The sequence below is a fragment of the Neisseria sp. P0006.S004 genome (assembly GCF_051963015.1).
GTDB lineage: Bacteria > Pseudomonadota > Gammaproteobacteria > Burkholderiales > Neisseriaceae > Neisseria.
The window spans coordinates 85697-100482 of the sequence record NZ_JBQCUS010000001.1 but is presented as its reverse complement, the minus strand read 5'-3'; the positions used below and the strand labels follow the sequence as shown (position 1 = coordinate 100482).

At 50.3% G+C, this 14786-nt stretch carries 11 protein-coding genes; 8 read left to right on the top strand and 3 right to left on the bottom strand.

Translation table 11 applies throughout. From position 1 onward, the window contains the following. The 3 genes from rnhA (at position 1) to ACTHR2_RS00460 (ending at position 2429) form a co-directional block, all read left to right on the top strand. The gene (gene rnhA, locus ACTHR2_RS00470) at positions 1 to 438 is read left to right on the top strand and encodes a ribonuclease HI (protein ID WP_049350717.1); all 438 of its coding nucleotides are present in this window, start codon (positions 1 to 3) and stop codon (positions 436 to 438) included. A 324-nt stretch (positions 439 to 762) separates the two neighbouring features. After that, entirely contained in the window at positions 763 to 1161 is a 399-nt protein-coding gene (locus ACTHR2_RS00465) for an HIT family protein (protein ID WP_263340993.1), read from the top strand. Positions 1162 to 1235: 74 nt separating this feature from the next. Beyond that, on the top strand, positions 1236 to 2429 hold the full coding sequence (locus tag ACTHR2_RS00460; protein WP_263340990.1) for an LD-carboxypeptidase: 1194 nt from the start codon (positions 1236 to 1238) through the stop codon (positions 2427 to 2429). A 63-nt stretch (positions 2430 to 2492) separates the two neighbouring features. On the opposite strand, the gene serC is transcribed toward ACTHR2_RS00460, so the two are convergent. Continuing rightward, positions 2493 to 3599: a phosphoserine transaminase gene (gene serC, locus ACTHR2_RS00455; RefSeq protein ID WP_263340986.1), complete on the bottom strand. Its 1107-nt coding sequence runs from the start codon at positions 3597 to 3599 to the stop codon at positions 2493 to 2495. Positions 3600 to 3941: 342 nt separating this feature from the next. On the opposite strand from serC, the gene rimP reads away from it, so the two are divergent. From rimP to ACTHR2_RS00430, 5 genes are all read left to right on the top strand, one after another. Then, positions 3942 to 4373, top strand: coding sequence for a ribosome maturation factor RimP (gene rimP / locus ACTHR2_RS00450; RefSeq protein WP_219089516.1), 432 nt, complete (start codon positions 3942 to 3944; stop codon positions 4371 to 4373). 27 nt (positions 4374 to 4400) lie between these two features. Further along, positions 4401 to 5906, top strand: a complete 1506-nt coding sequence (nusA, locus tag ACTHR2_RS00445; RefSeq protein WP_049330906.1) for a transcription termination factor NusA — start codon at positions 4401 to 4403, stop codon at positions 5904 to 5906. 11 nt (positions 5907 to 5917) lie between these two features. Then, positions 5918 to 8806: a translation initiation factor IF-2 gene (gene infB, locus ACTHR2_RS00440; RefSeq protein ID WP_440375225.1), complete on the top strand. Its 2889-nt coding sequence runs from the start codon at positions 5918 to 5920 to the stop codon at positions 8804 to 8806. 351 nt (positions 8807 to 9157) lie between these two features. Next, entirely contained in the window at positions 9158 to 11896 is a 2739-nt protein-coding gene (locus ACTHR2_RS00435; protein ID WP_440375224.1) for a calcium-binding protein, read from the top strand. 111 nt (positions 11897 to 12007) lie between these two features. Then, the gene (locus ACTHR2_RS00430; protein WP_003745677.1) at positions 12008 to 12565 is read left to right on the top strand and encodes a nitroreductase family protein; all 558 of its coding nucleotides are present in this window, start codon (positions 12008 to 12010) and stop codon (positions 12563 to 12565) included. 79 nt (positions 12566 to 12644) lie between these two features. On the opposite strand, the gene ACTHR2_RS00425 is transcribed toward ACTHR2_RS00430, so the two are convergent. Then, a complete protein-coding gene (locus tag ACTHR2_RS00425) occupies positions 12645 to 13526 on the bottom strand; it encodes a carbohydrate kinase family protein (protein ID WP_263340968.1) in 882 nt (293 codons plus the stop codon). A gap of 324 nt (positions 13527 to 13850) precedes the next feature. Then, positions 13851 to 14786 (bottom strand): protein translocase subunit SecF, encoded by a 936-nt coding sequence (gene secF / locus ACTHR2_RS00420; RefSeq protein WP_263340965.1) that lies wholly within the window; start codon positions 14784 to 14786, stop codon positions 13851 to 13853.

The window sequence follows — 14786 nt, the reverse complement described above, 5'->3', positions numbered from 1 at the left end:
ATGGATAAACCCGTTTACCTCTACACAGACGGCGCATGCAAAGGCAACCCCGGCGCAGGCGGCTGGGGGGTATTTATGCGCTACGGCACACACGAAAAAGAATTGTTCGGCGGCGAAGCCGAAACCACCAACAACCGCATGGAGCTGACCGCCGTCATTGAAGGCCTGAAATCCTTAAAACGCCGCTGCCAAGTCGTTATCTGCACCGACTCGCAATACGTCAAAAACGGCATGGAAAGCTGGATACACGGTTGGAAAAAAAACGGCTGGAAAACCGCCGCCAAAAAACCGGTTAAAAACGACGATTTATGGAAAGAGCTGGATAGTTTGGTTCAACAGCACGATGTCCGCTGGACGTGGGTAAAAGGCCATGCCGGACACCCTGAAAACGAAAAAGCCGACGAGCTTGCCAACCGCGGGGCGGCAAAATTTGCATAACACTTCGTCCATGACTGTACTCAAACATCTCAAACCATTCTTTTGGATTGCTATCATTGCATTGGTTTGTGTGACGCCAATGGCACTTAATGTTCGCCTATTCGCCGTTTCATGATGTCAATGATTTTTTTTTAGCTTTGGCTTGTGTGATCACGTTAAGAGTGCCGAAGAATGTGCCGACTGAATCACGCCCGCCTATTTATTTTGGTGGTTTATAACTGAACCGTGGCTTTTCGCATTCATCACGCTGACTGCCATTTACCTCATTCTAAAAATCCTGATTGAAATCATCCGATTCCTATTCAGACTGAGAAAGAAAAACCCATGACCTGCCCCATCTGCACTGCCGACAACGAAGACATTTTGCTGCAAACGCCCAATCTGCGCGTTATCGCCGTCCACAACGAAGCCGGCGCACCCGCATTCTGCCGCGTTATTTGGAATGACCATGTTTCCGAGATGACCGACCTTTCCCCTGCCGAACGCAACGAAATCATGGAAATGGTATATCAGGTTGAAGCCGCAATGCGCCAAGTCTTCTGCCCGGCCAAAATCAATCTGGCCAGCCTCGGCAATGTTGTGCCCCACCTGCATTGGCACGTCATCGCCCGTTTTGAAAACGACGCCAACTTCCCCGCGCCGATTTGGGCTGCACCCCTCCGCGAACACGGTATGGCCTTGCCTGAAAATTGGCCGCAACAAATCAAAAACTTAATCGCTTAAGCTTTCAGACGGCCTCTATAATTCGATACGACACGCCTCAGGTCGTCTGAACATATAACGAAAGGAAAACCTCAATGAACTCTACCACGCGCCGCCATTTCCTACGTACCTGCTCTGCCGCGGCAGGCGCAGGGTTGTTGCAAGCCTGCGGCACAGGCACAACCACCACGCCGCAAACCAAAACCACTTCTACCACCGCGAAAGCCAAAACCGTGCAACCTAAGCAACCCCATCCGCCACGTTCCGGCGACAACCTCCTGCGCGTTGTTGCGCCGTCAGGCTTCGCCGAAGACCCCAACCGCGTGACCACCGGCCTGACCCGTCTCTACAACGCAGGCTTTACCGTGACCAACCAACAAGCAGGCAGCCGCCGTTACCAACGCTTTGCCGGCAGCGATGCCCAACGCGCCGCCGACTTCCAAGACGTTGCCAACGGCCGCGTCGAAACGCCTAAAGTCTTGATGGGCCTGCGCGGCGGCTACGGCGCGGCACGCATCCTGCCGCAAATTGACTTTGCCTCACTCGGCGCCAGAATGCGCGAACGCGGCACATTATTCTTCGGTTTCAGCGACGTGTGCGCCGTCCAACTCGCCCTGTTGGCCAAAGGCAATATGATGAGCTTTGCAGGCCCGATGGTGTACAGCGAATTCGGCAAAGCAGACCCCAGCGTCTTTACCATGGATTCTTTCATTCGCGGCACGACCAACAACGTCAACATCGTTGATGTTCCGACCATCCAACGTGCCGATGTCAACGTCGAAGGCACATTGTGGGGCGGCAACCTCAGCGTTCTCGCCTCCCTTGCCGGTACGCCTTATATGCCTGATATTCAAGGCGGCATCCTCTTTATCGAAGACGTCAGCGAGCAACCCTACCGCATCGAGCGCATGCTCAACACGCTTTATCTGTCAGGTGTTTTACAAAAACAACGCGCCATCATCTTCGGCGATTTCCGCATGGGCACCATCCGCGACGTGTACGACTCCAGCTACGATTTCTCCGCCGTCGTCAACCACATTTCGCGCACCGCCAAGATTCCTGTGTTGACCGGCTTCCCATTCGGCCACATCACCAACAAAACCACTTTCCCGTTGGGCGCGCATGCCAAAGTCCGCAATACCGGTAACGGCGGTTATTCCGTAACCTTCAGCAGCTATCCTACGCTGAACCCGTCCGCACTGACACTCGACAACCTGCTGCCGCCTCCTGTTCCAACTTACGACAGCACCATCTACCGCGACAGCATTACTGAAGAAGTCACCGAATAAGGCTTGTTCAAATCAAAAGGCCGTCTGAAACCCAGTTTCAGACGGCCTTTTTATATCTTCATCTTAACCGTAACGCCGTTGAAAATCTTTCATAAAGTCGGCCAACGCGTTCACACCTTCAAGCGGCATCGCATTGTAAATGCTGGCACGCATACCGCCGACGGTTTTATAGCCTTTGAGCAGGCACAAGCCCTGCAACTCGGCTTCCAACACAAAACGGCGGTCCAAGTCTTCGCTTGCGGTTTTGAAGACCACGTTCATTTTGGAGCGTGCATCAGGATGGATATCGTTGATGTAAAAACCGCCGCTGCCGTCTATCGTCTCGTACAAGGTTTGCGCCTTTATTCGATTGACCGCTTCAATTTTTTTCACACCGCCCTGTGTTTGCAGCCAGCGGAACACCAAGCCCGACATATAAATCGCATAAGTGGAAGGCGTGTTGTACATACCGTCGCGGTTGATATGCGAACGGTAGTTGAACACATCGGGAATATCGTTCGGACAACGTTCCAGCAAATCCTCGCGGATAATGACCACGGTCGCACCGGCAGGACCGATATTTTTTTGTGCGCCGGCATAAATCAAGCCGTAATCGGACACATTAAACTCACGCGACAAAATCTCGCTCGACATATCGCACACCAGCGGTGGCAGGCCGTCTGAAAGCTTGGGGACGTTTTGATACTGCAAGCCGTTGACGGTTTCATTAATCGCAAAATGAACAAACGCGGAATTCGGGTTGACATCCCAATCCTCCACCGCAGGCAGGTTTTTATAGGCATATTGCTCGCCGCCATGCGCGGCCAAACGGATTTCGGCATTACTCAAACGGCTCATCTGTTCATAGGCAATGCGGCTCCAGTTGCCCGTTACCACCGCGTCAGCAGTCGCAAAACCGTGCGCCAAATTCATGGCTACCATATTGAATTGCGTGGTCGCGCCGCCCTGTAAAAACAAGATTTTATAGTTGGACGGAATATTCAAAAGCTGGCGCAAGTCTTGTTCGGCATGATGCAGAATACTCAAAAACATATCCGAACGGTGGCTCATCGCCATCACGGGGAAACCCGTACCGTTGTAGTCGAGCATTTCCTGTTGCGCGGTACGCAATACCGCTTCCGGCAATACGGCAGGACCGGCGGAAAAATTGTAAATTGGGTGTGCGGACATGGCGGCCTTCTTTCTTATTCGGTGGGTATGAAGAAATTGTAGAACCGCCTTGCACATTGTGCAAGCACGAAAAATCAGGAAATCCAAGACCGTCTGAAAACAAAGTAATGCCAATCCTTTGTTTTACAAAATAATTTCAGAAACACCATATCAAAACTTGTCAACAATTTCCTTTTCAGACGGCCTCACCCCTATCCTTCCATTTACGCAATCACTTCAAAAAATCCACGCCAAATCAACACTTTTCTTTTATCTTGAAAACAGTTATAATAGGCCAATTTTTCAAATCACACGAAAAATGGCCGCGCGGCCATTTTTTTGTTTATGTACTTCTGGAGAAGCATGGATATTCAAAGCATTCTTGATAAAACCCTGCCCGGCTTGGGCTACGAGCTGGTCGATTTCGAACTGACCGCACAAGGCGATTTACGCATTTTCATTGATAAAGACGGCGGCATTACCGTCGAAGACTGCGCCACTGTCAGCAACCATCTGAGCCGCGTATTCATGGTTGAAGACATCGACTACAAACGCTTGGAAATCTCCAGCCCGGGCCTTGACCGACCGTTGAAAAAAGCCGCCGATTTCGTGCGCTTTGCCGGCCAGAACGCCAAAATCAAAACACGCCTGCCGATTGATGGTCAGAAAAACTTCATCGGCCGCATCGAATCTTGCGAAAACGACATCGTTACCGTCTCTTTCGACGGCAAAACCGCCCAAATCGAATTGAGCAACATCGACAAAGCCCGTTTGCGCCCCGAATTTAAATTTTAAAAACCGATTACTTGGAGATTCTAGAAAATGAGTCGCGAAATGTTACAGCTGGCCGAAGCGCTGGCAAGTGAAAAAAATGTTGAAACGGAAGTCGTATTCAAAGCCCTTGAATTCGCCCTCTCTACTGCCGCCAAGAAAAAAGCCGACCGCGAGCACATGGACGTGCGCGTCGAAATCGACCGCGATACCGGCGAATACCAAACCTTCCGCCGCTGGCTGATTGTTGCCGATGAAGACTACACCTACCCCGACGTAGAAAAAACCATCGAGGAAATCCAAGAAGAAATCCCCGGCACCACCATCCAAATCGGCGAATACTACGAAGAGCAGCTGCCAAACGAAGGCTTCGGCCGCCAAGCAGCGCAAACCGCCAAACAAATCATCCTGCAACGCATCCGTGATGCGGAGCGCGAGCAAAACCTGAACGAGTTCCTTGCTTCTAAAGAAGACATTGTTTCCGGCACCGTAAAACGCGTCGAGCGCCACGGCATCATCGTTGAAGTCGTCGCGGGCAAACTTGACGCCCTGATTCCGCGTGAAGAAATGATTCCGCGCGAAAACTTCCGCAGCGGCGACCGCATCCGCGCCCTCTTCCTGCGTGTGGACGAAATCGGCAATACCGGCCGCAAACAAGTCATTTTGAGCCGTACCAGCGGCGACTTCTTGGCCAAACTCTACGCCAACGAAGTGCCTGAAATTGCAGACGGCCTATTGGAAATCCGCGAAGTAGCACGCGATCCAGGCCAACGCGCCAAAGTTGCCGTTAAAGCCAACGACCAACGCATCGACCCGCAAGGTACTTGTATCGGCGTGCGCGGTTCCCGTGTTAACGCCGTGAGCAACGAATTGTCCGGCGAACGCATTGACATCGTATTGTGGTCTCCAGAGCCTGCCCAATTCGTAATGAATGCGCTGTCTCCTGCCGAAGTGAGCCGCATCGTGATTGACGAAGACAAACACGCTGTTGACGTGATTGTTGATGAAAACCAACTGGCGCTGGCCATCGGCCGCGGCGGTCAAAACGTCCGTCTGGCTTCCATCCTGACCGGCTGGCAGCTGAACATCATGACCGTTGAAGAAGCAGACGAGCGCAATGCCGCCGAAGACGCGGTTATCCGCAACCTCTTCACCACCCACTTGAACATCGACGACGAAACCGCCGATATCTTGGTGGAAGAAGGTTTTGCCACTTTGGAAGAAGTTGCTTACGTTCCAGCGGCAGAATTGCTCGCCATTGACGGCTTTGACGAAGAAATCGTTGAAACCCTGCGCAACCGCGCACGCGACGCGATCCTGACCATTACCATCGCCGCAGAAGAAAAACTGGGTGAAGTGTCTGAAGACATGCGCAATTTGGACGGCGTAGATTCCGACATGTTGCGCAAACTTGCCGAAGCCGGCGTTACCCAACGCGATGATCTGGCCGAATTGTCTGTTGACGAATTGGTCGAAATTACCGGTGTTGACGAAGAAGAAGCCAAAAAAGTGATTTTGGCTGCACGCGAACACTGGTTTACTGAAGAAAACAACTAAGGGGGTACTGAATGAGTAATACAACCGTAGCGCAATTTGCCGCCGAACTAAACCGCCCCGTCGATGATTTGCTTAAACAATTGAAAGAAGCCGGGGTCAATAAAAACAGCGGTAATGACAGCATAACCACTGACGACAAACAACTGCTGACCGCTTACCTGCAAAAGAAAAACGGCAGCAACAGCGGCACCATCAGCATCCGCCGCAAAAAAACCGAAGTCAGCACCGTTGACGGCGTAAAAGTGGAAACACGCCGCCGTAGCCGTGCCGTTACCATTCCTTCTTCCGAAGAGTTGGCAGCAGAAGCCAAAGCCAAAGTAGCAGCGGAAAACCAAAAAGCCGAAGCAGAAAAAGCAGCCGCTCAAGCTGCTGAAGAAAAAGCTGAAGCAGAAGCTGCCGCAAAAGCCGAAGCCCGCGCCAAAGCAGAGGCCGAAGCAGCCAGACTGAAAGCTGCCAAAGCCGCACCAAAAGCGGAAGGCAAACCTGCCGAAGCTAAAAAAGAAGAAGCCAAACCGGTTGAAGCTGTAGAAGCCAAGACCGAAGTAAAAGTTGAAGCTAAAGCAGACAACAAGCCGTCTGAAAAATCCGTTGAAGCTGAAAAACCAGCCGAAGCCAAAAAACCTGCCAAAGCCAAACAAGACAAAGGCGGCAAAGGCAAAGAAGCGAAAAAGGCAGCCAAACCTGCCGCTCCTGCCGTACCGCAACCTGTCGTCAGCGTGGAAGAACAGGCTCAACGCGATGAAGAAGCCCGTCGTGCCGCTGCCCTGCGTGCGCATCAAGAAGCCTTGTTGAAAGAAAAACAAGAGCGTCAAGCGCGCCGTGAAGCCATGAAACAACAGGCCGATCAAGACTCAAAACCTGCTAAAGAAGCCAAATCAGGCGAACGCAACAAACCTGCCGAGAAAGCAAAAGCGGCATCCGGCGAAGGCAAATCCGAACACAACGCGCGCGGTAAAAAAGAAGACCGTCGTGACCGTGATGAAGACACTCAAGGCCGCAATACTAAAGGCAAAGGCGGCAAAGGTGGTCGCGACCGCAACAATGCACGCAATGGCGACGACGAGCGCGTACGCGGCGGCAAAAAAGGTAAAAAACTCAAACTTGAGCCAAACCAACACGCCTTCCAAGCGCCGACCGAACCTGTCGTACACGAAGTTTTGGTACCTGAAACCATTACCGTTGCCGACTTGGCACACAAAATGGCCGTTAAAGGCGTCGAAGTGGTTAAAGCCCTGATGAAAATGGGCATGATGGTAACCATCAACCAATCTATCGACCAAGACACTGCCCTGATTGTGGTCGAAGAACTCGGCCACATCGGTAAACCTGCCGCCGCCGACGATCCTGAAGCATTCTTGGATGAAGGCGTTGAAGCAGGAGAAGCCGAAGCATTGCCACGTCCTCCGGTTGTGACCGTAATGGGTCACGTTGACCACGGTAAAACTTCCCTGCTGGACTACATCCGCCGTGCCAAAGTGGTACAAGGCGAAGCGGGTGGCATTACCCAACACATCGGTGCATACCACGTTGAAACCCCTCGCGGCGTGATTACCTTCTTGGATACTCCGGGTCACGAAGCGTTTACTGCCATGCGTGCGCGCGGTGCGAAAGCAACCGATATCGTGATTCTTGTGGTTGCAGCCGACGACGGCGTGATGCCGCAAACCATCGAGGCGATTGCCCACGCCAAAGCCGCGGGCGTACCGATGGTGGTTGCCGTCAACAAAATCGATAAAGAAGCTGCCAACCCAGAGCGTATCCGCCAAGAGCTGACTGCGCACGAAGTCGTGCCTGACGAATGGGGCGGCGATGTACAGTTCATCGATGTTTCCGCTAAAAAAGGCCTGAACATCGATGCATTGCTCGAAGCCGTCTTGCTCGAAGCCGAAGTTTTGGAACTGACTGCTCCAGTCGATGCACCTGCCAAAGGTATCATCGTTGAGGCTCGCTTGGACAAAGGCCGCGGCGCGGTTGCCACCCTCTTGGTACAAAGCGGTACGCTGAAAAAAGGCGATATGCTGCTGGCCGGTACTGCATTCGGTAAAATCCGTGCGATGGTTGACGAAAACGGCAAAGCCATCAATGAAGCCGGCCCATCTATCCCTGTCGAAATCCTCGGCTTGTCCGACGTTCCGAACGCAGGCGAAGATGCAATGGTATTGGCCGACGAGAAAAAAGCGCGCGAAATCGCCCTCTTCCGTCAAGGCAAATACCGCGACGTGCGCTTGGCCAAACAACAGGCCGCGAAACTGGAAAACATGTTCAACAACATGGGCGAAAACCAAGCCCAATCCTTGTCCGTCATCATCAAAGCAGACGTACAAGGTTCTTACGAAGCTTTGGCGGGCAGCCTGAAAAAACTGTCCACCGACGAAGTGAAAGTGAACGTGTTGCACAGCGGTGTTGGCGGTATTACCGAATCTGATGTCAACTTGGCCATCGCTTCCGGCGCATTCATCATCGGCTTTAACGTCCGTGCAGATGCTTCCGCACGCAAACTGGCTGAGAATGAAAACGTGGAAATCCGTTACTATAACATCATTTACGATGCCATCGACGACGTGAAAGCCGCCATGAGCGGTATGCTCTCTCCGGAAGAGAAAGAGCAAGTAACCGGTACGGTCGAAATCCGTCAGGTTATTTCCGTTTCCAAAGTCGGCAATATTGCAGGCTGTATGGTTACCGACGGTGTGGTCAAACGCGATTCCCACGTCCGCCTCATCCGCAACAACGTGGTTATCCATACCGGTGAGCTGTCTTCTTTGAAACGCTACAAAGACGACGTCAAAGAAGTCCGCATGGGCTTCGAATGTGGTCTGATGCTCAAAGGCTACAACGAGATTATGGAAGGCGACCAACTCGAATGTTTCGACATCGTCGAAGTTGCCCGTACTCTGTAATCAGACAGGCCGTCTGAAAAATCAGAAGCAGGTTTTGCAATGCGAAACCTGCTTCTGATTTTTCAGACGGCCTTTTTACAACCATTCATAGTTTGAAACTATGAAAATTGATGTGTGGTATATAAGAAACAAAACAACCGCACAAGGCAAAGCCATTTGGCAAAAGAATAGACGGCAAACTAAGCCTGATAAGGCTCTCTACATATTGTCATATCTTAACGTTTCTGTTGTTTTTATCAAATTTCGGCACTAGTATATACAGCCTAAACACAATACAAATTAAGCAATACCGGCCATATGCCGGATACGTTTACTTCCTTGTTACTCTCATCAATATCTAAAGAAAATATCATGACAATCGAAAAAGCAATGCGCATCCGCAATGCGCAATTTGAATTACGACATTTAGAGCAATTGCAGCCGTCCCCCCTTGCACAAGCAACAACAGGCACATCGGGAGATGACGTTTATTATGTAACCCGCAGTGACGATAAAATCATTGAAAACCCAAATGGTGGCGATGATACGGTTTACAGCAACGTCAGCTATACCCTTCCAAACCACGTTGAAAACCTTGTTTTGACCGGTATAGCCAACATCTTCGGCGCAGGCAACAACAGCAACAACATCCTCATCGGCAATGAAGGCAGCAACCGCCTCAACAGCGGCCGCGGCGACGACATCGTTTACGGCGGTGGTGGCAACGATTTCATCAACGGCGGCGAAGGCAACGACCGTCTTTTCGGCGAAACAGGCAATGACACCCTCAACGGCGAAGCAGGCAACGATGTGCTTGAAGGTGGCGAAGGTGACGACACCTATCTTTTCTCTGCCAAAAGCGAGCAAGACACCATCATCGACAATCAAGGCCATAATAGCATCCGCTTTCATACCGACCTAAGCCTTAACGATTTGACCGTTGAAGCCCGAAACAACGAAACCGGCGGTCAAGACTGGCTGATCGCCGTGAAAAACAGCAACGCCGTTTTAACCATCAAAAACCAATACACTCAAAACGGTACAACACCGGCAGTCTCCCAATTCATCATCGGCACACAAAAACTGGATGTAAACAGCTTTGCCAAATATTTCAATATTTCCCTGACTGAGCATACCGAAAGCGGCCGGACCATCGATGGCAGCGATGGTAATGACCACCTGATCGGCACATCCGGCGATGATATTATCGACGGCAAAGCCGGTGCCGACATTATGGAAGGCGGAGACGGCAATGACACTTACTATGTTGATAACGCAAAAGACGTAGTGATTGAACAAGCTGGCGGCGGCGAAGACACCGTATTCAGCAGCATTTCATATACTGCCGCCACCCACGTCGAAAATGTTACCTTGACCGGCACAGCCAATATTTTTGCCGCCGGCAACAACAGCAATAACATCCTGACCGGCAACGAAGGCCGCAACCGTCTCAATAGCGGACGCGGTGATGATACCATTTACGGCATGGGTGGCAACGACAACCTCAACGGCGGCGACGGCAACGATTATCTGGATGGCGGCGATGGCAACGATGCCATCAATGGCGATGCTGGAGACGATGTTTTGGTGGGCGGCAACGGCAAAGACATTCTAAAAGGCGGCGCCGGAAACGATACCTATATCTACGGCGACAACGATACCATTATAGACAACCAAGGCATCAATACCCTCAAGTTTTCAGACGGCCTGAACAATGCCAAGCTCAACCTGAAGACCATTCATAACGACGACGGCAGCCAAAGCTGGGAAATTACTTCTGAGCAAGGTTCAGCCCTGATTCAAAACCAAATCGGCGCAGATGGCAGCGTTTCCATCGACCGTTTCCAGTTTAACGACCAAACCTACACTGCCGCGCAGTTCCAACAAGCCTTCCAAGCCCTGAAAGCCGAAACCATCAAATTTGTCGGTACAAACGGCGACGATACCTTGCATGGCGATGCAGGCAACAATGAAATCGACGGCGGCAATGACGGCCGCGACATCCTCTATGGCCACGATGGCGATGACATCTTGCGCGAACACAGCGAAACCTATTACGGCAACAAACCCGCTTCCGACGATAAACTCTACGGCGGCAACGGTAACGACAAACTCTATGCTCATGTAGGCGCAGACTTACTCGACGGCGGCGCAGGCAATGATTATCTGGAAGGCGGCGAACACAACGACACCTATGTTTTCGGAAAAGGTTACGGACACGACACCATTTTCGACTACAACTTCGGTTTCGACAACGAGGCCGGCCTGCACACGCTCAACGCCAACACCGTGAAATTTAGCGGCGGCATTACCCTTGACGACCTTGAAATTACCGTTAAAAAAGGTTACGACAAAACCGATATTGCCGACCTGCCCGACAGCAACCAATTTGTATCTCCCCCCCTGCTGGATGGCGACACTTGGCATATCCACATCAAAGGCACAGACGATGTTTTGACTATCAAAAATCAAAGCGGTATTTATGGGGCGATTTCCGAGTTTCAGTTTGACGGCAATGCCTCATACAGCACGGGCGAACTGATCAACCACTTCAAACTGTCTATCCCGCACATGATCGGCAACAAAAACATCGTCCAATACACCGGCCAACCCGTTGAAGAACTCAACCGGGATGTGTACAACAACTTCAACCACACCATCCATGCCGATAGCGACAACAGCGATTTAGATTTGTCGCGTTACACTTCTGTTGTCGAATACAGGGGCAACCGCAGTGATGAAACCATTACTTTGGGCCGCGGCATCAACATCGTCGATACAGCCGGCGGCAACGACACCATTACCGATCCGGGTGCCGACAACACCATCATCATGTTTGGCAGAAACAGCGGCAACGACACCTTTAATCCGTATGGTGGCAGCGATACCCAAGTCCTTTTCAAAGAAGGGCTGACGCTGAAAGATTTACAGTTGAAAACCGGCGATGATTGGGTCTTAACCATCAAAGATACAGGCGACACCCTGACCATCCATGATATTGCCAACAATAATATCGACAGCTTTGTATTTGAAAGCGGTAAGAGTTACACCGCCGACGAAATCAGCAAAGCACTGATTACTGAAAATACGCAAAACAACGGTATCCTGTAAAACCCAAAGGCCGTCTGAAACCTGAATTCAGACGGCCTCAGTCTTTTGCTGATTTATTTATCTTTCCGCTATATAATTATTCTCATTCAAGTTCACAAGAAAGAATAAAACATGGATGCCTTAAATCTCCTGACCACACGTCGCTCTTCCAAAAAACTGGCTGCTCCGGCACCCAATGCCAAGCAACTGGAACAAATGCTGCAAGCGGCAACACAAGTGCCCGATCACGGCAATATGCGCCCCTACCGCTTTACCGTTATTCAAAGCGAGACCGGCTTGCAACGTTTCCGCGAGCTGTTGAGCAAGACCGTTACCGAACTCAACTTCGGTGATGATGCCATGAAAAAGGCCGAACGTGTCGGCAACATGGCGCCTATGATTATCGGCGTTACATTTGCGCCGAACCGTGAAGTGGCAAAACCCAAACCTGAATGGGAACAAATGCTGACTGCCGGCTGTGCCGCCTATGCTTTACAACTGGCTGCTTCTGCTCAAGGCTTCGACAATGTTTGGATTACGGGCATGTGGGTCAACAGCCCATTGTTGCGCGAAGCATTTGAGTGTACCGACAAAGACAAAATCATCGGCCTGATGATGATTGGTTCGCCGACCGAAGAAGGCGGCGGCCCGAAAAATACCAACTTAGAATGTTTTACAACTTATTGGTAAAGCCTGAAAATACTAAGGCCATCTGAAAAACCTGATTTAATGGTTTTCAGACGGCCTTTTTATGTCTCTTGTCAAAATATCAAGCAGGATTCATAAACGCTTCAACTTCTTCCAAAGAAATATCCGCCGTCGCGCCATGACGTGAAGCCACCAATGCACCCAGCGCACAAGCAAAAGCAATGGCTTCTTGAGGAGGCGCATTGTTCAGCAGTTTGTAAGTCAAACCGGCAAGGAAGCTGTCGCCTGAGCCGACAGTATCCACCACTTTGACGCGGAAACCGCAATGACGGTACAACTCTCCGTCCTTATACAAAACCGCGCCATGACTGCCCAAAGTCACGCAAAGGATTTTGACGCCGGTCAGCTCAACAAGGTAGCTGATATTCTGCTCGATACTGTGATAAGGAGAGCCATAAGCCGCAGCCAATTCATACAACTCATCATCGTTGAGTTTGACCATATCGGACTGTTTCATGGTCTCCAGCAAGCGGGCAATATCGTAATGCGGCTTGCGCAGATTAACGTCAAAAATTTTGAATTTGGCTTCTTTCAGCAAAACTGCCAAGCTTTTACGCGAAACTTCATCACGGGTTGCCAAGCTGCCAAAAACGAAAGCATCGGATTCTGCCACACGTTTGATTGCCGCATCATCAACCGCAATCCTATCCCACGCGCAAGGATAAACAATCTCATAAGACGCACTGCCAGACTTGTCCAAGTGTACTTTCACCAAACTGGTCGCACATTCGTGGCAAACCTGCAAATAATCAGTATTGACGTTTTTACTTTGAATTTGACATAGCAATTCTTCGCCATCGGCATCATCGCCGCGACGACTGATGATGGCAGCATCGATACCCAAAGACTGCAAACGGACAGCAACATTTAGGGGTGCACCACCCAATACCTTCCCGTTTGGAAAATCGTCCCACAGCACTTCGCCGAAACTGGTTACTTTCATTCTTGGCCTTCCTTTTTTGAGGTTGATTGGCAGGGTCTGCGCACCCGACAGATTTTTTGCAAATCATGTACTTGTAGTAAAACTCCAGCATCGGGGGCAAAAGTATTATGTTTTAAAATATTGGGACTGACAAGCAATTAAGGGGATATCAGACAATAAACTTGATTCATCACAAAATTATATTGTTCCTATTTTTTCTTTTTCTTTCACGTTTATCCCCTCTCATTTCATTAAAACAAAACATTCTGAAATTTAAATACAAAAGGCCGTCTGAAAACTGATTCAATCAATTTTCAGACGGCCTTTATCGAATTATTGCAGCGATTAAACTACAACTTCTTCTTTTTTCTTCACTTCTTTGGCAATGTTCTCACGACTCAAGCCAAACATCAGCAAGAGCGGGCTGGCAACCAATACGGAAGAGTAAATACCGAACACGATACCGATGGTCAGCGCCATAGAGAAACCGTGCAAGGCTGCACCGCCGAACACCAGCATAGAAACAACCATTGCCTCGGTCGAACCGTGGGTAATGATGGTACGGCTCATGGTGGCGGTAATCGCGTTGTCGATGACCTCCGGCACAGTGTGGCCGCGCATATGCGGCTTACGGAAGTTTTCACGAATACGGTCAAACACAACCACAGATTCGTTCACGGAATAACCCAAAACTGCCAAAATACCTGCCAAGACAGTCAGAGAGAATTCCCATTGAAAGAAGGCGAAACAGCCGAGAATAATCACAATATCGTGCATATTCGCAATAATCGCGGACACTGCAAAACGCCACTCAAAACGCATAGACAGATAAACAATGATACCTGCCACCACGAAGCCCAATGCCATCAAACCATTGGTAACCAATTCTTCACCAACCTGAGGGCCGATGAATTCAACTTGGCGCAAAGTAACGTCAGGATTGTCTTTTTTCAGCAAATCCATTACTTGGTTGGACAGCTGGGCAGACGTTACGCCTTCTTTGTTCGGCAGGCGAATCATAATGTGTTTATTCGTGCCCAATGCCTGAACCTGTACATCACCCATTTTCAGCGTATCGAGGCGTTCGCGTGTTTTATTCACATCCACGCCCTGCTGATATTGGACTTCCATCACCGTACCGCCGGTAAATTCGACGGAGAAATTCAGACCCTTGGTTACCAAAAAGAACACGGCGGCGATAAACGTAACCAACGAAATAAAGGTCGTCAGTTTGCCGTAGCTCATAAACGGAATATCGCGTTTGATTTTAAATAATTCCAT